Origin of the sequence: Sphingomonas sp. Leaf28 (genome assembly GCF_001421685.1) — a bacterium.
GTDB classification, from domain to species: Bacteria; Pseudomonadota; Alphaproteobacteria; order Sphingomonadales; family Sphingomonadaceae; genus Sphingomonas; species Sphingomonas aurantiaca.
Map to the genome: position 1 here is coordinate 74212 of NZ_LMKX01000009.1, position 24468 is coordinate 98679.

At 68.0% G+C, this 24468-nt stretch carries 19 protein-coding genes; 16 read left to right on the plus strand and 3 right to left on the minus strand.

The window, feature by feature from the left end:
- Window positions 1–21: 21 nt before the first annotated feature.
- The 10 genes from ASE79_RS13455 to ASE79_RS13500 all read left to right on the plus strand — a co-directional run bounded on the left by ASE79_RS13455 (window position 22) and on the right by ASE79_RS13500 (window position 13475).
- Entirely contained in the window at window positions 22–1242 is a 1221-nt protein-coding gene (locus ASE79_RS13455; protein ID WP_056418457.1) for an FtsW/RodA/SpoVE family cell cycle protein, read from the plus strand.
- Complete coding sequence (gene murG / locus ASE79_RS13460) at window positions 1239–2393, plus strand: undecaprenyldiphospho-muramoylpentapeptide beta-N-acetylglucosaminyltransferase (RefSeq protein ID WP_056417535.1); 1155 nt, start codon at window positions 1239–1241, stop codon at window positions 2391–2393. Before ASE79_RS13455 ends, murG begins: the two co-directional genes overlap by 4 nt.
- Window positions 2390–3820 (plus strand): UDP-N-acetylmuramate--L-alanine ligase, encoded by a 1431-nt coding sequence (gene murC, locus ASE79_RS13465; RefSeq protein ID WP_056417538.1) that lies wholly within the window; start codon window positions 2390–2392, stop codon window positions 3818–3820. Before murG ends, murC begins: the two co-directional genes overlap by 4 nt.
- An 83-nt stretch (window positions 3821–3903) precedes the next feature.
- Window positions 3904–4911 carry a UDP-N-acetylmuramate dehydrogenase gene (gene murB / locus ASE79_RS13470; RefSeq protein WP_082445308.1) on the plus strand — a complete coding sequence of 336 codons (1008 nt, stop codon included), beginning with the start codon at window positions 3904–3906 and terminating at the stop codon, window positions 4909–4911.
- Window positions 4908–5846, plus strand: a complete 939-nt coding sequence (locus ASE79_RS13475; protein ID WP_056417541.1) for a D-alanine--D-alanine ligase — start codon at window positions 4908–4910, stop codon at window positions 5844–5846. The genes murB and ASE79_RS13475 overlap by 4 nt, the downstream gene beginning before the upstream one ends.
- Window positions 5843–6805 (plus strand): cell division protein FtsQ/DivIB, encoded by a 963-nt coding sequence (locus tag ASE79_RS13480; RefSeq protein ID WP_056417544.1) that lies wholly within the window; start codon window positions 5843–5845, stop codon window positions 6803–6805. Before ASE79_RS13475 ends, ASE79_RS13480 begins: the two co-directional genes overlap by 4 nt.
- Before the next feature lies 1 nt (window position 6806).
- The gene (gene ftsA, locus ASE79_RS13485) at window positions 6807–8069 is read left to right on the plus strand and encodes a cell division protein FtsA (protein WP_055880042.1); all 1263 of its coding nucleotides are present in this window, start codon (window positions 6807–6809) and stop codon (window positions 8067–8069) included.
- A gap of 113 nt (window positions 8070–8182) precedes the next feature.
- Entirely contained in the window at window positions 8183–9751 is a 1569-nt protein-coding gene (ftsZ, locus tag ASE79_RS13490) for a cell division protein FtsZ (protein WP_056417548.1), read from the plus strand.
- Window positions 9752–10032: 281 nt separating this feature from the next.
- Window positions 10033–12294 carry a tetratricopeptide repeat protein gene (locus ASE79_RS13495; protein ID WP_082445349.1) on the plus strand — a complete coding sequence of 754 codons (2262 nt, stop codon included), beginning with the start codon at window positions 10033–10035 and terminating at the stop codon, window positions 12292–12294.
- Window positions 12291–13475: a deoxyguanosinetriphosphate triphosphohydrolase gene (locus ASE79_RS13500; protein WP_056417553.1), complete on the plus strand. Its 1185-nt coding sequence runs from the start codon at window positions 12291–12293 to the stop codon at window positions 13473–13475. Before ASE79_RS13495 ends, ASE79_RS13500 begins: the two co-directional genes overlap by 4 nt.
- Window positions 13476–13733: 258 nt before the next feature.
- On the opposite strand, the gene ASE79_RS13505 is transcribed toward ASE79_RS13500, so the two are convergent.
- Window positions 13734–14027, minus strand: coding sequence for a hypothetical protein (locus tag ASE79_RS13505; RefSeq protein WP_056417556.1), 294 nt, complete (start codon window positions 14025–14027; stop codon window positions 13734–13736).
- Between the two features lie 216 nt (window positions 14028–14243).
- On the opposite strand from ASE79_RS13505, the gene ASE79_RS13510 reads away from it, so the two are divergent.
- The 4 genes from ASE79_RS13510 (at window position 14244) to ASE79_RS13525 (ending at window position 19398) form a co-directional block, all read left to right on the plus strand.
- The gene (locus ASE79_RS13510; RefSeq protein WP_056418460.1) at window positions 14244–15713 is read left to right on the plus strand and encodes a DUF1800 domain-containing protein; all 1470 of its coding nucleotides are present in this window, start codon (window positions 14244–14246) and stop codon (window positions 15711–15713) included.
- A gap of 2 nt (window positions 15714–15715) precedes the next feature.
- Window positions 15716–16870 (plus strand): DUF1501 domain-containing protein, encoded by a 1155-nt coding sequence (locus ASE79_RS13515; protein ID WP_056418463.1) that lies wholly within the window; start codon window positions 15716–15718, stop codon window positions 16868–16870.
- 84 nt (window positions 16871–16954) lie between these two features.
- Entirely contained in the window at window positions 16955–18679 is a 1725-nt protein-coding gene (gene argS, locus ASE79_RS13520) for an arginine--tRNA ligase (protein WP_056417559.1), read from the plus strand.
- The gene (locus ASE79_RS13525; protein WP_056417562.1) at window positions 18679–19398 is read left to right on the plus strand and encodes an SPOR domain-containing protein; all 720 of its coding nucleotides are present in this window, start codon (window positions 18679–18681) and stop codon (window positions 19396–19398) included. Before argS ends, ASE79_RS13525 begins: the two co-directional genes overlap by 1 nt.
- Window positions 19399–19868: 470 nt before the next feature.
- On the opposite strand, the gene ASE79_RS13530 is transcribed toward ASE79_RS13525, so the two are convergent.
- Complete coding sequence (locus ASE79_RS13530) at window positions 19869–20138, minus strand: hypothetical protein (RefSeq protein WP_056417565.1); 270 nt, start codon at window positions 20136–20138, stop codon at window positions 19869–19871.
- A gap of 65 nt (window positions 20139–20203) precedes the next feature.
- Window positions 20204–21679, minus strand: a complete 1476-nt coding sequence (glpD, locus tag ASE79_RS13535) for a glycerol-3-phosphate dehydrogenase (protein WP_056417567.1) — start codon at window positions 21677–21679, stop codon at window positions 20204–20206.
- A gap of 53 nt (window positions 21680–21732) precedes the next feature.
- Here glpD and ASE79_RS13540 point away from each other — a divergent pair, with 53 nt between their 5' ends.
- Both ASE79_RS13540 and ASE79_RS13545 read left to right on the plus strand, forming a co-directional pair.
- Complete coding sequence (locus ASE79_RS13540; RefSeq protein WP_056417570.1) at window positions 21733–24045, plus strand: ribonuclease R family protein; 2313 nt, start codon at window positions 21733–21735, stop codon at window positions 24043–24045.
- A 51-nt stretch (window positions 24046–24096) separates the two neighbouring features.
- Window positions 24097–24393, plus strand: coding sequence for a hypothetical protein (locus tag ASE79_RS13545; RefSeq protein WP_056417573.1), 297 nt, complete (start codon window positions 24097–24099; stop codon window positions 24391–24393).
- The last annotated feature ends 75 nt before the right edge of the window (window positions 24394–24468 follow it).

Consider the following 24468-nt stretch of genomic DNA (forward strand, 5'->3'; position numbering starts at 1 on the left):
TTGCGCGCTGGAACCATGGATATGGGTGTGTCCGGACAGAAGAACGGGATCGTCGCGAAGATGAAGCGGCGTGGCGGGCGCGGCGATCAGTCGCCGCTGGGCACGTGGTTCTGGGATATCGACCGGATGCTGCTGCTGCTGACGCTGTTCCTGATCGCGATCGGGCTGATCGCGGTGGCGGCGGCGTCGCCGGCCAGCGCGGTCCGCTATTCGGGCGAGCATCGCAAGATCGCGCCGCTCTATTATTTCTGGCGGCAGTTGATGTGGGTCGGCGTGTCGCTGCCGGTGCTGATCGGCGTGTCGATGATGCCCGTATCGATGGCGCGACGGATGGCGATCGGCGGGTGTGCGGCGTTCGTGCTGATGCTGATGGTGACGCCGTTTATCGGGGTCGAGGTGAACGGGGCGCGGCGCTGGCTCGGATACGGCTTTGCGCAGTTCCAGCCGTCCGAGTTCCTGAAACCGCTGTTCATCGTCACGGTCGCGTGGCTGTTGTCGTTGCGCGCGAAGGATTCGGAGTTGCCGACGGTGCTGATTACCGGCGCGATGACCGCGGGCGTCGCGGTGCTGCTGATGCTGCAGCCGGATTTCGGCCAGACGATCATCTTCTGTTCGGTGTGGATGGCGCTGCTGATGATCGCCGGGACGCCCGCCAAGGTGCTGATCGGGCTGATCGCGATGGCGCCGGCAGGGCTGGTCGCGGCCTATGTCTTCTACGGCGTGGCGCGGTCGCGGATCGACGCGTTCCTGTTTCCGGGCGTCGAGGGCGAGGGCGCCGGCGACCATTTCCAGACCAACGCGGCGCATAATACGCTGACCGCGGGGGGATGGTCGGGGACCGGCCCCGGCGCGGGCGCGGCGAAGTTCGGACTGCCCGAGGCGCATACCGATTACATCTTCTCGGTGATCGGCGAGGAATTCGGGCTGATCGCCTGTTCGGTGATCGCGGTGATCTTCCTCGCGATCGTCGTGCGCGTGTTCGTCAAGCTGCTGGACGAGCAGGACGAATTCAAGCTGCTGGCGTCTGCCGGGCTTGCCACGCAGTTCGGTGCGCAGGCGCTGGTGAGCATGGCGGTGAACACCGGCCTCGCGCCGTCGAAGGGGATGACGCTGCCGTTCATCAGCTATGGCGGGTCGTCGATGATCGCGCTTTCGGTCGGCATGGGGTTGCTGCTGGCGTTCACCCGGCGCAATCCGTTTCTCACGCGGAGCCCCTATGTCGTCCGCTGGAGTGGTGAATGAACGTCAACAAACCTCGGCATTATGTCCTGGCGGCCGGTGGCACCGGCGGACACATGGTCCCGGCGGCGGCGCTGGCGGCCGAACTGACCAAGCGTGGCCACCGCGTCGCGCTGGTGAGCGACGCGCGCGGCGTCCGCTTTCCCGGGCTGTTCGACGAGATCCAGACGCATGTCCTGCCCGCAGGGCGCTTCAGCGGCGGGCCGCTCGGCTGGGCGAAGGCGACGCGCGAGATGTGGCGCGGGCGGGCGATGGCGCGCGAACTGTACGCGACGTTCAAGCCGGCGGCGGTGATCGGGTTTGGCGGCTATCCCGCGCTGCCCGCGCTGCTGGCGGCGTTTGCGAACAAGATCCCGACCGCGGTGCACGAGCAGAACGCCGTGCTGGGGCGCGTGAACCGCTTCGTCGCTGGGCGCGTGGATGCGATCGCGACCTCGTCCGAGCCGACCGAGCGGCTGGCGGCCAAGCTGCTGGGCAAGACGCATTTGGTGGGCAATCCGGTGCGCGAGGCGGTGCTGGCGCTGCGATCGCGGCCCTATCCGCTGCTCGAGGAGGACGGGATCTTCCGCGTGCTCGTGACCGGCGGGAGCCAGGGGGCGAGCATCTTGTCGCAGGTTGTGCCCGATGGGCTGGCGATGCTGCCTGTGACGTTCCGGCGGCGGTTGCAGGTGACGCATCAGGCGCGGATCGAGGATATCGATGCGGTGCGCGCGAAATATGCTGAGCATGATATTCCGGCCGAGCTGGCGACGTATCTTCCCGATATGCCCGAACAGCTCGCCTGGGCGCATCTCGTGATCGCGCGCGCGGGTGCGTCGACGATTGCGGAACTGACCGCGGCGGGGCGTCCGGCGATCCTGGTGCCGTTGCCGAGCGCAACCGATGACCACCAGACCGCGAATGCGCGCGAGATGACTCGGGCTGGGGGCGCGCGGACGATCGCGCAGGGAGATTTTACCGCAGTGGAACTGGCCAAGCAGATGCAGAAACTCGGGCTCGACCCGGCCGCGTTGCAGAACGCGGCGGGACGCGCGCGCAGTTGCGGGCGGCCGAATGCCGCAAGCGATCTGGCGGATCTGGTCGAGAGCCTCGACGCGCCGGTCTCGCGGATTCCGGTCGGTGCGCCGTCCAAGCCAAAGGCGCAGTTCGCATGAAGGGTGTCGCAACGGATATCGGCACGATCCATTTCGTCGGCATCGGCGGGATCGGCATGTCGGGCATCGCCGAGGTGATGAAGAATCTCGGCTACCGCGTGCAGGGATCGGACGTGGCCGAGGGCTATGTCGTGCAGGGCCTGCGCGACAAGGGCATTCCGGTGGCGATCGGCCATGCTGCGGCGAATATCGGCGATGCCGCGGTCGTCGTCGTGTCGACCGCGATCGTGCGCTCGAACCCCGAGGTCGAGGCGGCGCTCAACGCGCGCGTGCCCGTGGTGCGGCGCGCGGAAATGCTCGCCGAGCTGATGCGGCTGAAGTCGACGGTTGCCGTGGCGGGGACGCACGGCAAGACCACGACGACGTCGATGGTGGCGGCGTTGCTCGATGCCGGTGGCGTCGATCCGACCGTGATCAATGGTGGCATCATCAACTCCTACGGGTCGAACGCGCGACTGGGTGCGAGCGACTGGATGGTGGTCGAGGCGGACGAGAGCGACGGCAGCTTCCTGCGGCTCGACGGGACGATCGCGGTCGTCACCAACATCGACCCCGAGCATCTCGATCACTACGGCTCGTTCGACGCGGTGAAGGATGCGTTCGTCGAGTTCGTCGAGAACGTGCCCTTTTACGGCGCGGCGCTGCTGTGCCTCGATCATCCCGAGGTACAGGGGATCCTGCCGCGCGTGCGCGACCGGCGGATCGTGACTTATGGTTTCTCGGCGCAGGCGGATGTCCGCGGTGTCGAGGTGACGCCGATCCCGGGCGGGAATCGCTTCGACTGCGTGGTGCGGACGCGCGACGGCGCGACGCGGACCATCCACGGCATCGAGATGCCGATGCCCGGGCGGCACAACGTGCAGAACGCGCTGGCCGCGATCGGCGTCGCGCTGGAGCTCGGCATCGAGGATGCGACGATCCAGCAGGGCTTTGCCAAGTTCGACGGCGTGAAGCGGCGGTTCACCAGGGTGGGCGAGGTTCCGATCGAGGGTGGCGGCGTGGCGATCATCGACGATTACGGGCATCACCCGGTCGAGATCCGCGCGGTGCTGGCCGCTGCGCGCGAGGGCGCTAGGGGGCGCGTGATCGCGGTCGTGCAGCCGCATCGCTATTCGCGGCTCGGCAATCTGATGGAGGATTTCCAGACCGCGTTCAACGACGCGGACCGGGTGCTGGTGACGCCGGTCTATGCGGCGGGCGAGACGCCGGTCGAGGGCGTCGATGCGGCGGCTCTGGTCGAGGGGCTGAAGCGGCGCGGGCACCGGTTTGCGGGCGTGGTCGCGGATGCGGATGCGCTGGCGGTCGAGCTGGCTGCGACGATCGAGGCGGACGACATGGTCGTTTGCCTTGGCGCTGGCGACATTACGAAGTGGGCGGCCGGGCTGGCCGATGCGATTGCGGTCGAACGCGCGAAGGTGCCGGCGTGAGCGATCGCGCTTCTGCTCCCCTTCCGCTTGCGGGAGGGGTCGGGGGAGGGGCTTTGGCCTCCTCCGAAGGTACGGGCGCGGCTATGTCGGTCCCTCCCCTAACCCCTCCCGCAAGCGGAAGGGGAATCAAGGTCGAGGCCGGGGCGTCGCTCGCGGCCTTCATATGGTTCCGGACGGGAGGGCCCGCGGAGACGCTGGTGCGTCCCGATACCGCGACCGATCTGGCGGCGTATCTGCGTGATCTCGATCCTTCGACGCCGGTCCTGCCGGTGGGCGTTGGCTCCAACCTGATTGTTCGGGACGGTGGCGTGCCGGGGGTCGTCGTGCGGCTTCCCAAGGCGATGGCAAAGGTGTCGGTGCAGGACGGTCGCGTTCGGGCCGGGGCGGGGGCGATGGGGATTACCGTCGCCAGCGCCGCGCGCGATGCGGGGATCGCCGGGCTTGAGTTTTTGCGCGGGATTCCGGGGACGGTGGGCGGCGCGGTGCGGATGAACGCAGGGGCCTATGGGCGCGACGTCAGCGATATCCTGATCGAGGCGACCGTCGTCACGCGCGACGGCGCGGTCGAGACGTGGCCGGCGGCGCGGTTCGGCTATGTGTATCGGCATTCGGACCTGCCCGCGGGCGCGGTGGTGGTCGAGGCGGTGTTCTCGGGCACGCCTGGCGAGCCCGCGGTCATCGGGGCCGAGATGGACCGGATCGCTGCCGAGCGCGAGGCGTCGCAGCCGTTGCGGTCGCGCACCGGCGGATCGACCTTCAAGAATCCCGAGGGTCACAAGGCCTGGGCGCTGATCGACGCGGCCGGGTGTCGCGGGCTCACGCGCGGCGACGCGCAGGTCAGCGAGAAGCATTGCAATTTCCTGCTGAACCTCGGGTCCGCGTCGAGCGCGGAGATCGAGGCGCTGGGTGAAGAGGTACGGGACAAGGTGAAGGCGCATTCTGGGGTGACGTTGGAATGGGAAATCCAGCGGGTTGGCATCGCTGCTCCCTCTCCCCTGCGGGGAGAGGGTCGGGGTGAGGGGCTGCCAAGCGATGCTGCGCCTGGAACCGCCCCTCACCCAACCCTCTCCCCTGAGGGGAGAGGGCTATGAGCGGTCCTCTTCACATCGCGGTCCTCATGGGCGGCTGGTCGGCGGAGCGTGAGGTTTCGCTGATGTCGGGCAATGGCTGTGCGGATGCGCTGGAGTCGCTCGGGCACCGGGTTACGCGGATCGACATGGGGCGGGATGTTGCCGCTCGGTTGGCCGAGGCTCAGCCCGATCTGGTGTTCAACGCGCTGCACGGGACGCCTGGCGAGGATGGCTCGGTGCAGGGACTGCTCGACCTGATGGGGGTGCGCTACACGCATTCGGGGCTGGCGACATCGGTGATCGCGATCGACAAGGTGCTGACCAAGCTGCTGCTGGTGCCCGCAGGGATCCCGATGCCGGGCGGGCGGATCGTCAAGTCGGCGGACCTGTTCGAGGGCGATCCGATGGCGCGGCCCTATGTGCTGAAGCCGGTCAACGAAGGGTCGTCGGTCGGCGTCGCGATCGTCACCGACAGCAGCAATTACGGCAACCCGATCGCGCGCGACAGCGTCGGGCCGTGGATCGATTTCGAGGAGCTGCTCGCCGAGCCCTATATTCGCGGGCGCGAGCTGACGACCGCGGTGCTCGGCAACCGTGCGCTGGGTGTTACCGAGTTGAAGCCCAAGACCGGCTGGTACGACTATGAGTCGAAATATACCGACGGGATGACCGAGCATGTCTGCCCGGCGGAGATCCCCGACGAGATCGCCGACGCCTGCAAGAGCCTCGCGCTCGAGGCGCACAGGTTGCTCGGCTGCAAGGGCGCGTCGCGGTCGGATTTCCGGTGGGACGACGAGCGCGGCGTCGACGGGCTGTTCCTGCTCGAGGTGAACACGCAGCCGGGGATGACTCCGCTCAGCCTCGTTCCCGAACAGGCGCGGCATATCGGCATGAGCTATGCCGACCTGGTGCAGGCGATCGTCGACGAGGCGCTCCAGGACCATCCTTCGCCATGAGCCGGACGATCAAGCGCGGCCCGCCGCCCAAGCGGCCCGCCCCGCGACGGAAGGTCGCGGTCAAGAAGGTGTCGGTGATGGACCGGCTGGTCGGGATGCTCCCGGTCAGCGAGGACACGCTGCGCAAGATCGCGACCTGGTCGATCCTCGGCGCGGGCGGTGCGGTGGCGATCGCGGCGGCGACGTGGATCGGCATCCCCGGCATGATCGGCGCGGCGGTGGCTGAAGGCGCGGGGCGCGCGGGCTTCAAGGTCGAGCAGATCGAGGTGACCGGCCTCAAGCGGATGGACCGGATGTCGGTCTATGCGGTCGCGCTGGAGGACAAGCAGAACCAGACGTCGATGCTGTCGGTCGATCTGGAGGCGGTGCGGCAGAAGCTGTTGCGCTATGGCTGGATCGCGGACGCGCACGTCTCGCGGCGGCTGCCGAATACGATGCTGGTCGATATCGTCGAACGGACGCCCGCCGCAGTGTGGCAGGACAATGGCCAGCTGACGCTGATCGATTCGTCGGGCGTGCTGCTCGAACCGGTCCAGCCCGAGGCGATCCCGAACCTGCCGCTGGTGATCGGGCTGGGCGCGGATCGGCAGGAGGCGTCGTACCAGACGCTCCTCGCCGCTGCGCCGGCGTTGAAGCCGCGCGTCAAGGCGGCGACGTGGGTCGGCAATCGGCGCTGGGACCTGACGTTCGAGAGCGGCGAGACGTTGGCGCTGCCCGAGGACGGTGCGCCGCGGGCGCTGGTGAAGTTTGCCGAGCTGGATGGCGCGCGGCCGTTGCTGGGGCGCGGCTGGATCCGGTTCGACATGCGCGATCCGACCAAGCTGGTCGCGCGCAAGCCGGGCGCGAGCCTGGCGCACAGCGTCGACGTGCCGGCGCCAGCTAGCGCGCCGGAAACGGGCGAGAATACGACTACCCCGTCGCAAACGGCGGGCGCGAACGTAACGGGCGGGGAGGGATGACATGGCGAAGGTGGCACCGGAAGGGCTGATCACGGCGCTCGATATCGGGTCGTCGAAGGTTTCGGCGATGATCGCGCAGAAGGGGGACGGGGGCGAGCTGATCGTGCTCGGTACCGGCCAGCGCGAGAGCCGCGGCGTCAAGCGCGGCTATATCGCCGACATGGCGACGACCGAGGCGGCGGTGCGCGAGGCGGTCGAGCAGGCCGAGCGGATTGCGGGCATCAACATCGAGAATGTCTGGGTCGGGTTCTCGGCCGGCGGGCTCGTGTCCGACGTCGCCGAGGTCGAGTTCGAACTGGGCGGCCACCGTGTCGAGCAGCAGGATATCGATGCGTTGCTCGCCGCTGGGCGAAACTCGATCGATCCGCAGGGGCGGATGGTGCTGCACGCGCAGCCCGCGCTCTATACGCTCGACGGGCTGACGGGGGTGAAGACGCCGCTTGGGCTGCATGCCGACCGGCTTGGCGTGCATATCCATGTCGTCGCGGCGGACGGATCGCCGGTGCGCAATCTCGATCTCTGCGTGCGCTCGGCGCATCTCGAGGTGAAGTCGATCATCGCCTCGCCGGTCGCGACGGGGCTCGCCTGCCTGAGCGACGAGGAGCGTGAGCTGGGCGTCGCGCTGGTCGAGATGGGGGCGGGGATCACCAACGTGTCGCTGTTCGCAGGCGGCATGCTGGTGGGGCTGACCTCGATCCCGATCGGCGCGCAGGATATTACGGACGATATCGCGAGCGCGTTCGGGACGCGGCGCCAGAATGCCGAGCGGATGAAGTGCTTCCACGGATCGGCCAATGCGTCGCCGCGCGACAATCACGACATGATCCCGGTCATGCCGATCTCGGCCGAGGATGGCGCAGGCGAGGGTGCGCAGATCACCAAGGCGCAGCTGATCGGCGTGATCCGCCAGCGTCTCGAGCATCAGATGGGGGAGGTGCGCAATGCGCTCACCAAGCTGAAGTTCGAGGGGCCGGTCGGGCGGCAGGTCGTACTGACCGGTGGCGGTGCCGAGCTGAAGGGGGTCGCCGATTACGCGCAGCAGGCGCTGGGGCGGTCGGTCCGGATCGGTCGACCGCGCGGGTTGACCGCGCTGCCGGAAGCGCATGGCGGACCCGCGTTTGCGACGCTAGCGGGGTTGGCCTTCTATGCAGCGACCAACCCGATCGACCTTCGCGGGCTCGCGCCGCAGCGGACGACGGTGCACCGACCAAAGGGCATGGGCATGGTCCGCAAGTTGATTCAGGCGGCACGCGCGAATTATTAAGAGTTTCGAGGGTGCTGGCGTTATTTCGGCTGGAACAGGCCGTAACGTTGGTGCACACAGATTAATCAGGGGCCCGGCCGTAGCGTATCTACCGGGTTGTGCGGAGAACGGCGATGAGCATCGAATTCCTTAGTCCCGAAGTGGACGATCTGGCCCCCCGCATCGCGGTGATCGGCGTCGGCGGCGCAGGCGGCAACGCGATCGCCAACATGATGCGGGCCGACGTCCAGGGCGTCGACTTCCTCGTGGCGAACACCGACGCGCAGGCGTTGAAGCAGTCGACCGCGCCGCAGCGGATCCAGCTGGGCACCAAGATCACGCAAGGGCTCGGTGCCGGCTCGCGTCCCGAGATCGGCCGCGCGGCCGCCGAGGAGACGATCGACCAGCTCGCCAAGATGCTCGAAGGCGCGCACATGTGCTTCATCACCGCCGGGATGGGCGGTGGTACGGGCACGGGCGCGGCACCGGTCATCGCCAAGGCGGCGCGCGACATGGGCATCCTGACCGTCGGCGTCGTGACCAAGCCGTTCGCATTCGAGGGCAATCGTCGCGCCAAGTCGGCCGAGGGCGGCATCGACGAGCTGCAAAAATATGTCGACACGCTGATCGTCATTCCGAACCAGAATCTGTTCCTCATCGCCAACGCGAACACGACCTTCAAGGAAGCGTTCACGATGGCGGACGAGGTCCTCCAGCAGGGCGTCCGCAGCATCACCGACCTGATGGTGATGCCGGGCCTCATCAACCTCGATTTCGCCGACGTCCGCTCGGTGATGCAGGAGATGGGCAAGGCGATGATGGGCACTGGCGAGGCAAGCGGCGACAACCGCGCGCTCGAGGCTGCGCAGAAGGCGATCTCGAACCCGTTGCTCGAAGGCGTCAGCATGCGCGGCGCGAAGGGCGTCATCATCTCGATCACCGGCGGCGACGACATGCGCCTGCTCGAAGTCGACGAAGCCGCCAATCACATCCGCGATCTGGTCGATCCCGATGCGAACATCATCTGGGGTTCGGCGTTCAACCAGGAGCTCGAAGGCAAGATCCGCGTCTCGGTCGTCGCGACCGGGATCGACGCCGATGCGCGTCCGCCCGAGGCTGCGCCCGAGCCGACGCGCTCGTTCAGCTTCGGCGCGCGCAAGACCGACGAGAATACGTCGTTCCGTCCGAGCGAGCCGTCCGCACCGGCCGCTGGCCAGGGTGGCGAAGAGCCGCTCGACCTGACCGCGTCGTCGGAAGTCGAGACGGCGTCGACGTCGGATGACGAGCTCGTACTCGGTGCCGAGACGATGGTGCCGCAGGCCGCTCCGGCGCCTGCGCCGGTCGCTCCCGCGCCGCAGCCGGCGCCCGCGCCGCGCACCTATGCCGACGAGCCCTATGGTCGCGGTCCGATAGCACGTCCGGCCTCCGCCTCGACGATGCCGCCGGCGCGCGCACCGATCGCCCCCGCGATCCCCGTGCCGACCCCGGCCGCGGACGAGGGTGGCGCGCGTCGCCGCTGGCTCGCGCCGGGTGCCGAGGCTGCGCCCGAGGCGGTTCCGGCTGCACCGCGCGTCAAGCTCGGTGGTACGCTGTTTGAGCGTATGTCGAATGCGGCGCGTGGCGCGGCGAAGGAAGAGGGCGATGCGGCTCCGCAGGACCCGCTCGACATCCCGCGCTTCCTGCATCGGCAGAACAACCAGTAAGTCTGGGCGCCGTTCTCCCGGTCTGGCGGGAGAACGGCGGGGCCAGATGGATTGGCGGCGGTCTCGTTCTCCAACATCACCTCCCGGGCGAAGGCGGGCGAGGCGGCGGTTCAGCGTCAACGCTTCTCCAAGATCTCATATGTCGAATTCGCAAATTGTAACCCTCGCCCGTTGCTTGCTCCTCGGCACTTCACTCGTCGCCGCACCAGCCCGGTTCGCCGCGCCCCTGCGTCGCGGACATTGCCGGTTCGGTCGGGGTGGCGTCTAGACAGATGATCCTCATGACCCGCTCGTCCCATCATCTCCTGACCGCTGCGCTGGCGCTCGTGCTGGCAGCTTTGCCGTGCGCGGCGTCCGGGCAGGCGATGATCCAGGCGATTCCGGGGACGACCGATGCGGACCGGCTCGGCGACGAGATGCGCAAGCTGGCCAGCAACCCGCGCAACATCGACGCGCTGATCCGGGCAGGTGACCTGTCGATGGGGCTGGGCGACCTGAGTGGTGCTGCCGCGCTGTTCGCGCGCGCCGAGAAAGTGAACCCACGCGATGGCCGTGCGAAGGCGGGAATGGCGTCGATCCTGGTGCGGTCAGAACGGCCGGGCGAGGCGTTGCGCTATTATGCGCAGGCCGAGAGCTTTGGACTCGATCCGCGCACGTTCGCGGCGGATCGCGGGCTGGCCTATGACCTGATCGGGCAGCAGGACCGGGCGCAGCGCGACTACCGTGTCGCGTTGCGCGATGCTCCCGACGACGAGACGACGCGGCGCTACGCTTTGTCGCTCGGGATTTCGGGCAAGCAGGAGCTTGCGTTGCAACAGCTTGGGCCCTTGTTGCTGAAGAGCGATCGGGGTGCGTGGCGGTCGCGTGCGTTCATCATGGCGATGAACGGCGACGTGGCGGGCGCGGAGAAGATTGCGACGACGATGATGCCCGCGGGCACTGCGCAGGGGCTGCAACCCTTTTTCCAGCGGCTCCCGACCCTGCCGGCGAGCGACCGGGCGTTTGCGGTGCATTTCGGCGAGGTCCATGCGACGGCCGCTCGGCTCGCGGATGCGCGGATGGCGCCGCCGATGGGGATGCTCGCGGCGGATCCGACCGCGCCGGTGATGATGGCCGCGGTGACCCCGCAGCCCGCGGTCGCCGCGACCTCGACCAAGAAGGGCAAGCGCGATCGGCGGGGCAAGCCCGATCGGGTCCAGATGGCCGCGGTCACGCGATCGGCAGCGACACCGGTACCGACGACTGCGACGGTTGCGCCCAGCATCGCGCGTACCGCCCCGACGGTGCCGACGACTATATATGCTGCGCCGGTCCAGCTTGCGGCGGCGCCGATGCAGATGGTGCAGACGCTGCCACCGCGGACGGTGCCTACGCCGCAGCCGAGCTATGTGGCGAACAGTCCGGATCAAGGTGTCCGCACCAACCCGGCCGCCGAGGCGAATTCCGTGGTTGCCGCCACCGTGCAGCCGGGCGTGCCCGCTGCATCGGTTCCGGTGACCACGGCGGCGCGTGTCGTGCCGGCACCGGCGACGGTGGGGACGCTGCCGCAGGGCGTCGCCTCGCAGATGGCGGCTATTCCGGTGGGGCAGGGGCGGACCGATCCGACGCGCTCGGATAATGCGCTTGCGGCGTCGGCTTCGCCATCGGTTGCGATCCAGCAGGCACCGGTTCAACAGGTGCCGGGCCAGCAATTTGCGCCGGTCCAGAGCGCCAGCGCGAGTACGCCGACGCCGGGCTTCTCCAGTACGCCGACGCAAAGCTTCTCCAGTACGCCCACGCCATCGCCCGTTGTGCCGGCTCGCGTCATCCCGACACCCGTTGCCCCGACACCCGTTGCCCCGACGACCGTGGCCGCGGTTGCGACACCGCGTACGCATGCCGTGGCGGCGAGCGAGGATTCGATCCTCGCGAGGATCGTCGCGGGGTTGTCGATCCCGGCGTCCGAGCTCGACGTCGCGCCGATGCGTCCTGCGCCTGTCGTGACGCCTGGCGTCCTGCCGGCCGCCTCGCCGATGTCGGAGGAGGCCAGGCGCGTGCTGGCCGAGGCGGACGCCAAGGCCGAGCGCGATGCCGCCGCCAAGGCGATCGCGGCAAAGACGCTGGCGGCGGACAAGCTGGCGGCCGACAAGAAGGCGGCCGCGGACAAGAAGGTCGCCGCGCGCAAGGCGATCGCCGACAAGAAGGCGCTCGCCGAGAAAAAGGCGGCGGCTGCCGAGAAGCTCGCGGCGGACAAGGCTGCGGCCGAGGAGAAGCGCATCGCGCGCGCCAATCCGGAACGCGTCTGGGTGCAAGTGTCGACCGGCGCGACCGAGGGCGACCTGCCCAAGGCGTGGAAGAAGGCCAAGGCCAAGGCGCCGACGGTGTTCGGCAGCCGCGGCGGCTGGACTGCGCCGTGGAAGGCGACCAACCGCGTGCTCGCCGGGCCGTTCAAGACCGATGCCGAGGCGCGCACCTTCGTCAACCAGCTCGCCAAGGAAGGCGTCCCGACGTTCACCTTCACCAGCGATGCGGGTGAGATCATCACGAAGTTGCCGGCGAAGTGAGCTACCGCGCGCCCTGGGCATCGGACCCGGCGCGCAGCAAAGGACGGCTTCAGGAAGAACAAAGCGGGTCCGTCCGGGGCCCGCGTGATGCGTTCCAGCGTGATCGCGACCGAATCATCCACTCGATCAGCTTCCGTCGGCTGCGCCATAAGACGCAGGTCTTCATGGCGCCCGATGGCGATCATTTCCGCGTGCGCCTGACGCACAGCCTGGAAGTGGCGCAGATCGGCCGGACGATCGCGCGGACGCTGGCGCTGAACGAGGACCTGACCGAGGCATTGTGCCTGGCGCACGACATCGGCCATCCGCCGTTCGGCCATGCGGGCGAGGATGCGTTGAAGGCAGCGCTGATGCCGTCGGTCGAAGAGGGCGGACAGGGCGGGTTCGATCACAACGGCCATACCTTGCGCACGTTGATGACGATCGAGCGGCCCTATCCGCTGTGGAACGGGCTGAACCTGACCTGGGAGACGCTAGAGGGGCTGGCCAAGCATAACGGGCCGGTGCGAAATCCGGGCTGGGCGCTGGCGGCGGCCGATGCGGAGTTTCCGCTGGCGCTGACGAGTTTTTCGTCGCTGGAGGCGCAGGTCGCGGCGATCGCCGACGACATCGCCTATGACAATCACGACATCGACGATGGCCTTCGCGCGGGGTTGCTGACGCTCGACCAGATGCTGGTGGTGCCGTTGGTCGCGCGCGGCTGGGACGATGTGCGGCGGCGGTTTCCCGATGTCGCGCCGAAGCGACTGGTGGGCGAGCTCGTCCGCACGCAGATCGGGACGATGGTCAACGACCTGATCGCGGAGACTCGCCGGCGGATCGCGGCGAGCGGGGTGACGAGCGTCGACGACGTCCGCGCGGCGGGTCAGTGCCTGGTCGGTTTCTCGCCCGAGATGCGCGATGCGGAGCGCGACCTGAAGCGGTTCATGTACGCCAACCTCTATCATCATCCGCGCCAGCTGGCGGCGGCGGATGCGGCGCATGGGATCGTGTCGGGGTTGTTCGCGGTCTATCGCGATGATCCGGCGACGATTCCCGAGGAGTGGCGCGAGCGGCTGCCCGCGGCGGAGCCCGACCGCAGCCGGCATATCGCGGACTTCATCGCGGGGATGACGGACCGGTATGCGGTGTCGCGGTATCGTGAGCTGGTCGGGCCGATCGATCTGCCCGAGGGGCTTTGAGGGGGGCGTGGTGTAATCCACGGCTCTACCGCATGCTCTCAGCTTCGCCTTCTCCATTCTCCGTCATCCTGACGAAAGTCAGGATCCAGAGTTATCGGGCGCAACATTTGGTACTCTGGATCCTGACTTTCGTCAGGATGACGGAGGCGGATGTGGTGGATGGCGGCGTGCGAGGGAGAAGGGGCGACCGCGTAACGCAAGGCGGCGGCCGGACCGAGGTCCGACCGCCGTCTTGGTCGTCAGTGCGACAGCGTCAGGTCAGCGCGTGACCGACGCGATGCCGCCCGCAGCGCCGGTGGCTTCGGCGGTCTTGAACGCGACCGGAACACCGCCCGACACGCCCGAGACGCGATCGCCGCGGACGATCAGGTGGAACTTCTGGCCCGACGGATAGCTGCGGCCGTCGATGACCTGGCGGCCGCCGTCCTGCGTCGTCGTGTAGACATAGGTGCTGCCCTCGTGGACGAAGCTCTGCTTGTCGTCGGCGGCCATGCCGATCGTCGAAGTGAGTGCGGCGGCGGCGGCGGCGATAATCTTGAAGGTATTGCGCATGATCGTGTCTCCCGCATTGTGCGTCGAGCCGGATCAGGTCTTCTCCCAACTCTCGAGTCGGGAAATATTGCACTGCAGCATGAGTCGCAATTGCAAAGCCCTCGATTGCGGTTGCGTGCGGTGCAACGATGGGCCGGCCTGCCGATGCGGTGAACCGCTGAGCCGACATAGTTGCGCGACAAATCGGGCGCAGATCGGCGGGAGAGGAGAGGGTTGGTGGCTGCTTCCAGTATTGCGCTCAATCGATTCGGTCTCGGGGCGAGGCCTGGGGACGTGGTCTCGGGCGATCCCGCGCGGTGGGTGATCGCGCAGTGCGACCGGTTCGACGCGCGGCCCGCCGCGATTGCGGGTGCGCCCTCGACCGCAAGCGTGTCGGCGGGGCTTGCCACGTATTTTGCGGAGCAGAAGGAGATCCGGACGCAGTTCGGTCCGCGTGCCCCGAAACCTGCGGCTGGACCGGCTCCCGATCCGATGGCCGCGCCGGTGCCCGCCATAGCCGCTGCGGATCCCGGCGAAGCGGCGCGGCAGGCGGCGCGGCAACGGGCGGGCAAAGTCAGTCGCGACGATTATGGGGCCGCGGTCGCTGCGCGGACCATTGCCGCGCTGACGGGTGACGCACCGTTCATTGAGCGGCTGGTGCATTTCTGGGCGAACCATTTCGCGGTCTCGACCGACAAGCTCGAAGTCACCGGGCTCGCCGGGCCGATGGAGTTCGAGGCGATCCGCCCGCATGTGCTGGGCAAATTCGCCGACATGCTGAACGCGGTCGAGCGGCATCCGGCGATGCTGCTCTATCTCGACCAGGCGGTATCGGTCGGCCCCGACAGCGCGTTCGCCGCGCGCCGGGCCAAGCGCCGATCGGGCCTGAACGAGAATCTCGCGCGCGAGATCATGGAGTTGCACACGCTCGGCGTGCGCAGCGGCTATACGCAGACCGACGTCACCGAATTCGCGCGGGCGATGACGGGGTGGACGGTGGCGGGGATCGGCCGGGGGCCGGGTGCGCGCGTGCAGGACGATTCGCGGGCCGGCGCGTTCGTGTTCCTGGCCGACGTGCACCAGCCGGGCGACCGGATCGTCATGGGCAAACGCTATCCGGCGGCGGGCGAGGCGCAGGCGCAGGCGGTGCTCGCCGATCTCGCGGTCCATCCCGCGACCGCGACGCATATCGCAACCAAGCTGGCGCGGCATTTCGCGGGCGACACGCCGCCGCCGGCGATGGTGGCGCGGATCGAGGCGGCGTTCCGGACATCGGGGGGCGACCTGCCCACCGTTTACCGCGCGGTGGTGGCATCGCCCGAGGCGTGGGTAACGCCGCCGGTGAAGTTCAAATCGCCGTGGGAATGGTATGTCTCGACGCAGCGCGCGCTGGGGACGACGACGGTCCAGCCGGGCGTGACGGTGGGGATGATGAACCAGCTCGGCCAGCCGGTGTGGAAGCCGGGGCAGCCGGTCGGCTATGACGACATCGCCGCCGCCTGGGCGGGGCCCGATGCGATCCTGCGTCGGGTCGAGGCGGCGGAACGGTTCGCGGCACGCGCGGGGCCGGTCGATGCGCGCGCGCTGGCCCCGACGCTGTTCCCGGGCGCGCTGAGTGCCGCCACCGCGCAGGGCCTCGCACGCGCGGAAAGCCCGGCGCAGGCGCTGGCCCTTCTGCTGGTGGCCCCCGAATCGTTGCGGAGATGATCATGCTCGACCGTCGTTCCTTCCTTTCGACCGGTACGCTCGGCGTGCTGGGGGCTGCCTTCGCGCCGCGCATCGCGTTTGCGCGCGCCGCGACCAACAAGCGGTTCGTGTTCGTCATCCAGCGCGGCGCGGCGGATGGGCTGGGCATGATCGGCGCGGTCGGCGATCCTGCGTTCGCGGGCGTGCGCGGTGATCTTGCCGCGGACCTGGCCGCGGGCACCAAGCTCGACGGCCTGTTCGCGCTGCACCCGGCGATGGCGGCGAGCGCGGGGCTGTACGCACAGGGTCAGGCGCTGTTCGCGCATGCGATCGCCTCCCCCTATCGCGATCGGTCGCATTTCGACGGGCAGAACGTGCTCGAGACGGGCGGCGCGAGCGCGTATCAGGTGCGCGACGGGTGGTTGAACCGGCTGCTGGGCGTGCTGCCCGCGGATCAGGCGCGCGCGATCGCGGTGGCGGCGACGGTGCCGATGGCGTTGCGCGGCCGGCGCGAGGTGGCGTCCTATGCGCCGTCGAACCTGCCCGATGCGTCCGACGACCTGCTGCAACGCGTGACGATGCTGTACGAGGGCGACCAGCAGCTTCACGGCCTGTGGAGCGAGGCGATGGCGACGCGGCAGCTCACCAGCGATCTTGCGCAGGACGGCGGGCGCAACGCCGCCGCGACCGGCGCACTCGCCGCGCGGTTGCTGAAGCCCAATACGGGCGCGCGGATCGCGATGATCGAGACGGGCGGGTGGGATACGCATACCGGCCAGCGCGGCCGGCTGACCGCGCAGCTCAAGGGCCTCGATGCGATGATCGCGGGGCTGCAGGCGGGGCTGGGGCCGTTATGGGCGGATACGATGGTGCTGGTCGCGACCGAGTTCGGGCGGACCGTCGCGGTGAACGGGACGGGCGGCACCGATCACGGCACGGGCACCGCGGCGATGCTGTTCGGCGGCGGGGTGAAGGGCGGGCGAGTCGTGTCCGACTGGCCGGGCCTCGCGCCCGCCGCGCTGTACGAGGCGCGCGACTTGAAGCCGACGATGCAGCTCGATGCGTTCATCGGCGGCGCGGTGTCGGCGCATTTCGGGGTCGAGCCGGCGCGGGCGATGGCGGCGTTGTTTCCGGCGAGTGCAAGGACGGCGGCGATCGAGGGTCTGGTGCGGGTCTGAGTGCAGGCGCGCGGACGGGATTAAAATTGAGCGGCACCCGGCTTTGGTCTAGAGCGCGCGTTTCCTTGACGTACCGGGACTGCCATGACGCTCTATACCCGTTTCGCCGCGCATATTGATGCGGCGCTCGACACGCTGATCGCGGCCGGAACGCTGCCGGACGGGCTCGACCGCAAGAACGTGACGGTCGAGCCGCCGCGCGACACGAGCCATGGCGACCTCGCGACCAACGCCGCGATGGTGCTCGCCAAGCCCGCCAAGACCAATCCGCGCGTGCTGGCGGATGCGCTGGTCTTGGAGCTGTCGAAGCTCGATGACGTTGCCTCGGCGAGTGTCGCAGGGCCCGGCTTCATCAACATGAAGCTGACCGACGATGCGTGGCGCGCCGAGCTGGCGGCGATCCCGGCGGCGGGGGCGGATTACGGCCGGTCGACGCAAGGCGCGGGGATCACGGTCAATATCGAATATGTCTCGGCCAACCCCACGGGGCCGATGCACATGGGGCATTGCCGCGGTGCGGTGGTCGGCGATGCGCTGGCCAGCCTGCTCGAATTCGCCGGGCACCGCGTGATCCGCGAATATTATGTCAACGATGCGGGCGGCCAGGTCGACGTGCTCGCGCGTTCGGTCCACCTGCGCTACCGCGAGGCGCTCGGCGAGACGGTGGAGATCCCCGAGGGACTGTACCCCGGCGAGTATCTCGTCCCCGTCGGCCAGTCGCTCGCCAGCGAATTCGGCGACCGGTATGTCGGCGCGCCCGAGAGCGAATGGCTGACTATTTTCCGCACGCAGGCGGTCGCCGCGATGATGGTGATGATCCGCGCCGATCTCGCGCTGCTCGGGATCGAGCATGAAGTGTTCTCGTCCGAAGCCGAACTGCAGGCGGCGAAGAAGCCCGAGGCGGCCGAGGCGGAACTGCGCTCGCGCGATCTGGTCTATGACGGCGTGCTCGAAGCACCGAAGGGCGAGACGCCCGACGACTGGGAGCCCGTCGAGCTGCCGCTGTTCCGTTCGACCCAGTTCGGCGATGATCAGGATCGGCCGATCAAGAAGTCGAATGGGTCCTGGACTTATTTCGGCGCCGATCTCGCCTATCATTTCCAGAAGAGCCAGAGCGCCGATCAACTGATCGACATCTGGGGCGCGGATCATGGCGGGACGGTCAAGCGGATCGTCGCCGCGGTGGCGGCGCTGACCGGCGGCAAGACTCGGTTCGACGTCAAGCTCGTCCAGATGGTGCGGCTGCTCCGCAACGGCGAGCCGGTGAAGATGTCGAAGCGGTCGGGCAATTTCGTCACGCTCGCCGATGTCGTGCGCGAAGTCGGCAAGGACGTCGTGCGCTTCACGATGCTCACGCGGCGGTCCGATGCGCAGATGGATTTTGACTTCGCGAAGGTGGTCGAGGCGTCGAAGGACAACCCGGTTTTCTACGTCCAGTACGCGCATGCGCGGATCGCATCGCTGCATCGGCGCGCCGAAGAGGCGGGAATTACGCCTATTTCGGCGGATTTGTCCCGGCTTGATACGGACGAACTGGCGCTTGTGCAGCTCGCGGCGCAGTTCCCACGGCTCGTCGAGATCGCCTCGACGGCGCGCGAACCGCACAGAATTGCCTTCTATCTCTATGACTTGGCCGCAGCGTTTCATGCGCTGTGGAACGTCGGCAACGACCGTCCCGATCGCCGTTTTCTGGTGATCGAGGATCCACAGGCGACCGCGGCACGGCTTTTCTTGGCGTCCGCTATAGGGCAGATTATTCATAACGGCCTCGCCATCATGGGTGTCGAAGCGGTTTCGGAGATGAAGTGATGGCCGAAGACATGGATCTGCGCGAGGAAGACCGGCTCCCTTGGCTCGAAACCGTCGAGCCCGACGATCAGGATACGGTCGGAATCGGCCGCGTGATCGCGCTCGTTGTGCTTGGCCTCGCGGTACTCGCGGCGATCATCTTCGGCATCTACAAGCTGCAGCAGCGCGCGCCCACGGGTGACGGCCAGCTGATCGCGGCGCAGGAGGGCGACTATAAGGTCAAGCCCGAGGACGCTGGCGGCATGAAGGTCAAGGGCGAGGGCGAGTCGGCGATAGCCACGAGTGCGGGCAAATCGGGCAATGGCGCGATCGACCTGCGCGGCGTGCCGGAAGCGCCGGTTGCGGGCAAGCGCGCGGTTGCGCCCAAGGCCGAAGACGCGGCGGGTCGTAACGCGGTCGCGCAGGTGCCCGCGTCGGGCGGGCGACTCGTCGCCGCCGCGCCGATGAGCGCGGCGAAGGCGAACGGCGCGGGCGCGGGGACCGGTGGGTCGCTGGTCCAGCTGGGCGCGTATCCGAGCGAGGCGGTCGCCAACGCGGCGTGGACGAACTTCTCGAAGCGGTTCGCTTATGTCGGTGCGCTCGGCAAGTCGGTCCAGCCGGTCGCGACGGGCGGTCGCACGCTGTATCGCCTGCGCGTGAACGCGGGCAGCGCGAACCAGGCGGCGGATATCTGTGGTCGTCTGCGTGTCGCCGGCGAGACCTGCTTCGTCGCGAGCTGACGCGGCGGTATCGTCGGGGATTGCCGCTTTGGGTTCGGGCGCCGACGATCGTTCGTCGGCGTCGCCTTTGGCGGGTGCGGGTCGATCGTTTGAGGATGGTGTGAGGTTCGAGCGGTCAAAAGCTGCTCCGCTGCCCCTGTGTCAGTCGATAGCGCTTCGAATAGGCCTAGGACGCCGTCAGCGACTTTGGCGTGCGGGTGTACTGGATCGGTCCGCTCCATGAGCGTTGACTGTCATACGATAGATTACAGGCGCCAGATGAGCCGCCGAAGGGCTTAACGGCAGATCGCTCGCGCACTGCCCGTTACTCTACGACGAATGCTACTGAACCGCGGCAGGTTCGACCCCAACTCGCGGATTGCAACAGCCTGCGCGACTTCGTCGCGCAGGCGAGGACAACTTTCAGGATAGCACCGCGGCGCTTCCAGTCCTTGTGACCAACCGGGTCGCGTCTGCGCCCGGGCTCGGCTTCAGATCGAGCGGCGATGCTTTCCACCGTATTTGCGGCCGATGTAATCGCCGATCTGCGCAACTTCCGTGGCAGCGGCGCGCGCGCCGGTAACCTGGCAGGGCAGTGGATCGCTGTCGTGGTTGTTCGCACGGCGCTTCACGGTTTCGCACAGCTCTTCAATGTCGGCGCGCGTCAGGACGTTCTTCTCGCGCAACAGGCATATCAGGCTCTGCAGGATCACGAGGTTCTTGTCCTCGGGATCGGCTTGGAGGTCCGGGTATGTAGCCATCTGAGGTTTCCTCTCACCAATATGCAGAGGATATGCCGAATGCGCGAACAAGCAAGCTGTAAGAATTACCTAGAAAAGTTGCGCTGCCACCATGCCTCGAAAGAGGCCTGCTGCTCGCGGCCGAGCACGAGCCCAATCTTGCTGCGGCGCAGCAATGCATCTTCGGGTATCCTTGCCCATTCGCGATCGTGCATCCAGCGCGCCTCGATCTCGGTCAGCCCGGCACCGAGATCGGCGCCGAGGCCCGCTTCGTCGGTGACGCCTGCGAGCATCTCGTCGAGCAGCGCGCCATAGGCATGCGCCATCCGGTCGCTGCGCGCATCGCCGAGGAACGGCCACCGCTTGCGGACCTGTGCCAGATAGGTCGCAAAGGGCGGGATGCTGCCCCCCGGAAAGGCGCGGTCGCGTGTCGTCTGGCGCGCGGTGATGCCGAGCGTGGGGGCGATCTTTTCGAGGACTTCCTCGGCGAGGTGGCGCGCGGTGGTGATCTTGCCGCCGAACACCGACAGTAGGGGCGCCGCGCCGGTGTCGCCGAGCGTGTCGAGTTCGAGGACATAGTCGCGTGTGATCGCCTTGGCTTCGCTGGCGCCGTCGTCATAGAGCGGGCGGACGCCGGACCAGGTCGAGGTGACGTCGGCGGGGGTGATCTGGCGTGTGAAATGCTGGTTCGCGGCGTCGCAGAGATAGGCGATCTCGCCGTCGTCGATCACCGCATCCTCGGGACGGTCGACCGGGACATCGGTCGTGCCGATCTCGGTCTGGCCCTGATAGGGGATCGCGAAGACGATGCGGCGGTCGGCGAGTTGGAGGATATAGGCGTGATCGCCTTCGTACAGCTTGGGCACGACGATGTGGCTGCCCTTGACCAGCCGGACCCCGGCGCTGGCGTTGATCTCGAGGCGGCCGAGCAGTTCCGCGACCCAGGGGCCGGCGGCGTTGACCAGCGCACGCGCGGTGATGTCGCGTCCGTCGGACAGAGTCGCGCGCCACACGGCGCCATCGCGGCGTGCGGTGACGAGTTCGGTGCGGACGGCAATCTCCGCGCCTGCGTTATGCGCGTCCATGGCGTTGAGAACGGTGAGCCGGGAATCGTCGACGAACGCGTCGGAATAGACGAAGCCGCGCGCACCGTTCTTGAGCGGCGCGGTGTAGGCGGTGTCGGCCTTGCGGAGGCCGCGCGAGCGCTTGAGCGTCATGCGACCGCCCAGAAAATCGTAGAGGTACAGGCCGAGCCGGACCATCCACCAGGGGCGCACTGCATTTTCCTGTGGCAGCACGAAGCGCATCGGCCGGATGATGTGCGGCGCGGCCTTTACGAGCCGTTCGCGTTCGCGCAGTGCCTCGGCGACCAGCTTGAAGTCGTAATATTCGAGGTAGCGCAGGCCCCCGTGGATCAGCTTGGTCGAGGCCGACGAGGTCGCGCCGGCAAGGTCGCCCTTTTCGACGAGCAGGACGGAGAGGCCATTCAGCGTGGCTTCGCGGGCGATCGCTGCGCCGTTGATACCGCCGCCGACGATGAGAATGTCATAACTTTGCGTCATGTCCGGCTACTTAGCCGTTTGGTAAAGCCGAGCCTACCGACTATCTCTTGGACATGTACAAACCAAAAGCCGGTCTTCCGACGCGCGAGCAGATCCTCGACTTCATCGCCACCTCCGACGTGCCCGCGGGCAAACGCGAGATCGCCAAGGGCTTCGGGCTCAGCGCGCAGGACAAGATCGGGCTCAAGGCCTTGCTCAAGGACATGGCCGACGAGGGGCTGATCGACAGTGCCCCCGGTCGCGCATTCCACAAGATGGGCGGCGTGCCCAAGGTCACGGTGCTGCGGATCGCCGATGTCGACGATGGCGGCAATGTGTGGGCGGTGCCCGAGCGCTGGGAGGCGGAAGGCGTGCCGCCGCCGCGGCTGCGCGTGCGCGAACGCAAGCGCGGCGCGCTGGGCGTCGGCGAGCGGATCCTGGCGCGGACCGAGGAGGCCGGGAACGGCTGGATCGCGCATCCGATGAAGGTGCTCGCGCCGGCCTCCGAACAGGTGCTGGGCGTGCTGCGCGAGGAAGCGGGGCGGCTGTGGCTGACCGGCGTCGACAAGCGCGAGCGGCGCGAGTTTGCGGTGGCCGATGCGGGCGGTGCGGCGCCGGGCGACCTAGTGCTGGCGGAACTCGCGGGCAAGCCGCCCAAGATCGCCGCCCGCGTCGTCTCGAAACTGGGAGATCCGTTTGCGGCACGCAGCTTCTCGCTGATCGCGATCCACAAGCTGGGTATTCCCGACGTGTTCTCGCAGGAGGCGCTCGACGAGGCCGAGCGTGTGTCGAAGCTGCCGCTGGGAGAGGGGCGCGAGGACTTACGGGACGTACCGATCGTCGCGATCGATCCCGAGGATGCACGCGATCACGACGATGCGGTGTGGGCGGAGGCGGATGACGATCCCGCCAATGCGGGCGGCTGGAAGGCGATCGTCGCGATCGCCGATGTCAGCTTCTACGTGCGGCCGAAATCGGAGGTCGATCGCGAGGCGCGGCGTCGCGGGAACTCGGTGTATTTCCCCGACCGGGTCGTGCCGATGCTGCCCGAGATCCTGTCGGCGGAGGTGTGCTCGCTGAAGGAGGGCGCGGATCGCGCGGCGCTGGCCTGCCATTTGCGGATCGGCAAGGACGGCGCGCTCCTGTCGTGGCGCTTTACGCGCGCGGTGGTGCGGATCGCGGCGAACCTTGCCTACGAAGAGGCGCAGGCGATCATCGACTCTTCCTCCCCTTCCGCTTTGCGGGAGGGGGCGGGGGAGGGCGGTGCGTCCAGCGATCCGATCGTGAGTCAGGAAGCCCCTCCCCCGACCCCTCCCGTAGACGGGAGGGGAGATATGCTGGCGGTGCTGCGTCCGCTCTGGGCGTGCTGGCAGTCGCTGGCGAAAGCGCGCGATGCGCGGGCGCCGCTCGATCTCGATCTGCCCGAACGCCGCGTGGTGCTCGACGAGCAGGGGCGGATCATGTCGGTGTCGCCGCGCGAACGGCTCGATGCCCACCGGCTGATCGAGGATTACATGATCGCCGCCAACGTCGCTGCCGCCAAGGCGCTCGAAGCGAAGAAGGCGCCGGTGATGTACCGCATCCACGAGCCGCCGAGCCGCGAGAAGATGATGGCGCTGAAGGAGTATCTCGAGACGTTCGACGTGCCGTTCGCGCTGGGGCAGGTCGTTCGCCCGGCGACCTTCAACCACATCATCGAGCGGATCGGCGATGCCGATTTCCGTCCGCAGGTGATGGAGCAGATTCTCCGCACGCAGACCCAGGCCTATTATGCGCCGGGCAATCATGGCCATTTCGGGCTCAGCCTGGGCAGCTACGCGCATTTCACCTCGCCGATCCGGCGCTATGCGGATCTGCTCGTGCATCGTTCGCTGGTGTCCGCCTACGGGCTGGGCGAGGGCGGGTTGCCGGCGGACGATGCGGCCAACATGGAGTCTGTCGGCGAGATCATCAGCCGGCTCGAGCGCCGCGCGATGGAGGCCGAGCGCGACACCACCGATCGCTATGTCGCAGCGTTCCTGTCGGAGCGAGTCGGGCAGGTGATGGACGTCAGGATCACCGGCGTCACCAATTTCGGCTTCTTCGCGACGGTCGAGGGGATTGGCGGCGACGGGCTGATGCCGGTGCGCGATCTGGGCGGCGAGTATTTCCGCTTCGACGAGGGTGCACGCACGCTGACCGGTGAGCATAGCGGCGATGTCTTCGCGCAGGGCCAGACGCTGGAGCTGCGGCTGGCGGAGGCGAACCCGGTATCGGGGGCGCTGCGCTTTGAGATGCCCGAGGGGAAGGGGGCCGCGCCTCCGATGCGCGGCGGGCGCAAGCCGGTGCGCGAGATCAAGCATCGCGGGCGACCGATGAACATCCGTCACAAGGGCAAGCGCCGTTAGGATTTGGACAAGCCCCCCGCGCTATGCGACCGTGGCGCAGGGGAGACTGGCATGCGGGGTTTCATTCTAGGCCGGTCGCGGCGGCAGATCGTCAGCGATTTCGTGGCGGCGAAGGCGACGGCGGCGGATCGTGCGATCGCCTATGACGCGCAGGATCTGCGGACGTTCCGGCGGCTGTGCGCGTTCGGTGCGATCGTCGACGACGGGGCAGGGCGCTATCACCTCGACGCGCGCAAGCTCGGGGCGTTTCGCGGGGCGGTGCGCCGGCGGGCGGCGGCGATCGCGGCGGCATCGGGCGTGGTGGCGAGTGCTGCGGCGGCCGCAACGGTGTTCGCGCTGGCGGAGTGACCGGGGACGCCGCCGACATCGCATCGTGTTTCCCCGAAGGCGGGGAAACAGGCTGGGATCCCGCCTTCGCGGGAG

Bases quoted from the DNA above. Each gene is read 5' to 3' on its own strand.
- argS (WP_056417559.1), top strand. From the start codon at position 16,955: ATGACGCTCTATACCCGTTTCGCCGCGCATATTGATGCGGCGCTCGAC.
- ASE79_RS13540 (WP_056417570.1), top strand. From the start codon at position 21,733: ATGTACAAACCAAAAGCCGGTCTTCCGACGCGCGAGCAGATCCTCGAC.
- ftsA (WP_055880042.1), top strand. From the start codon at position 6,807: ATGGCGAAGGTGGCACCGGAAGGGCTGATCACGGCGCTCGATATCGGG.
- ftsZ (WP_056417548.1), top strand. From the start codon at position 8,183: ATGAGCATCGAATTCCTTAGTCCCGAAGTGGACGATCTGGCCCCCCGC.
- murG (WP_056417535.1), top strand. From the start codon at position 1,239: ATGAACGTCAACAAACCTCGGCATTATGTCCTGGCGGCCGGTGGCACC.
- glpD (WP_056417567.1), bottom strand. From the start codon at position 21,679: ATGACGCAAAGTTATGACATTCTCATCGTCGGCGGCGGTATCAACGGC.
- ASE79_RS13505 (WP_056417556.1), bottom strand. From the start codon at position 14,027: ATGCGCAATACCTTCAAGATTATCGCCGCCGCCGCCGCCGCACTCACT.
- ASE79_RS13480 (WP_056417544.1), top strand. From the start codon at position 5,843: ATGAGCCGGACGATCAAGCGCGGCCCGCCGCCCAAGCGGCCCGCCCCG.
- ASE79_RS13545 (WP_056417573.1), top strand. From the start codon at position 24,097: ATGCGGGGTTTCATTCTAGGCCGGTCGCGGCGGCAGATCGTCAGCGAT.
- ASE79_RS13515 (WP_056418463.1), top strand. From the start codon at position 15,716: ATGCTCGACCGTCGTTCCTTCCTTTCGACCGGTACGCTCGGCGTGCTG.
- ASE79_RS13525 (WP_056417562.1), top strand. From the start codon at position 18,679: ATGGCCGAAGACATGGATCTGCGCGAGGAAGACCGGCTCCCTTGGCTC.
- ASE79_RS13495 (WP_082445349.1), top strand. From the start codon at position 10,033: ATGACCCGCTCGTCCCATCATCTCCTGACCGCTGCGCTGGCGCTCGTG.
- murC (WP_056417538.1), top strand. From the start codon at position 2,390: ATGAAGGGTGTCGCAACGGATATCGGCACGATCCATTTCGTCGGCATC.
- ASE79_RS13475 (WP_056417541.1), top strand. From the start codon at position 4,908: ATGAGCGGTCCTCTTCACATCGCGGTCCTCATGGGCGGCTGGTCGGCG.
- ASE79_RS13455 (WP_056418457.1), top strand. From the start codon at position 22: ATGGGTGTGTCCGGACAGAAGAACGGGATCGTCGCGAAGATGAAGCGG.
- ASE79_RS13530 (WP_056417565.1), bottom strand. From the start codon at position 20,138: ATGGCTACATACCCGGACCTCCAAGCCGATCCCGAGGACAAGAACCTC.
- murB (WP_082445308.1), top strand. From the start codon at position 3,904: ATGTCGGTCCCTCCCCTAACCCCTCCCGCAAGCGGAAGGGGAATCAAG.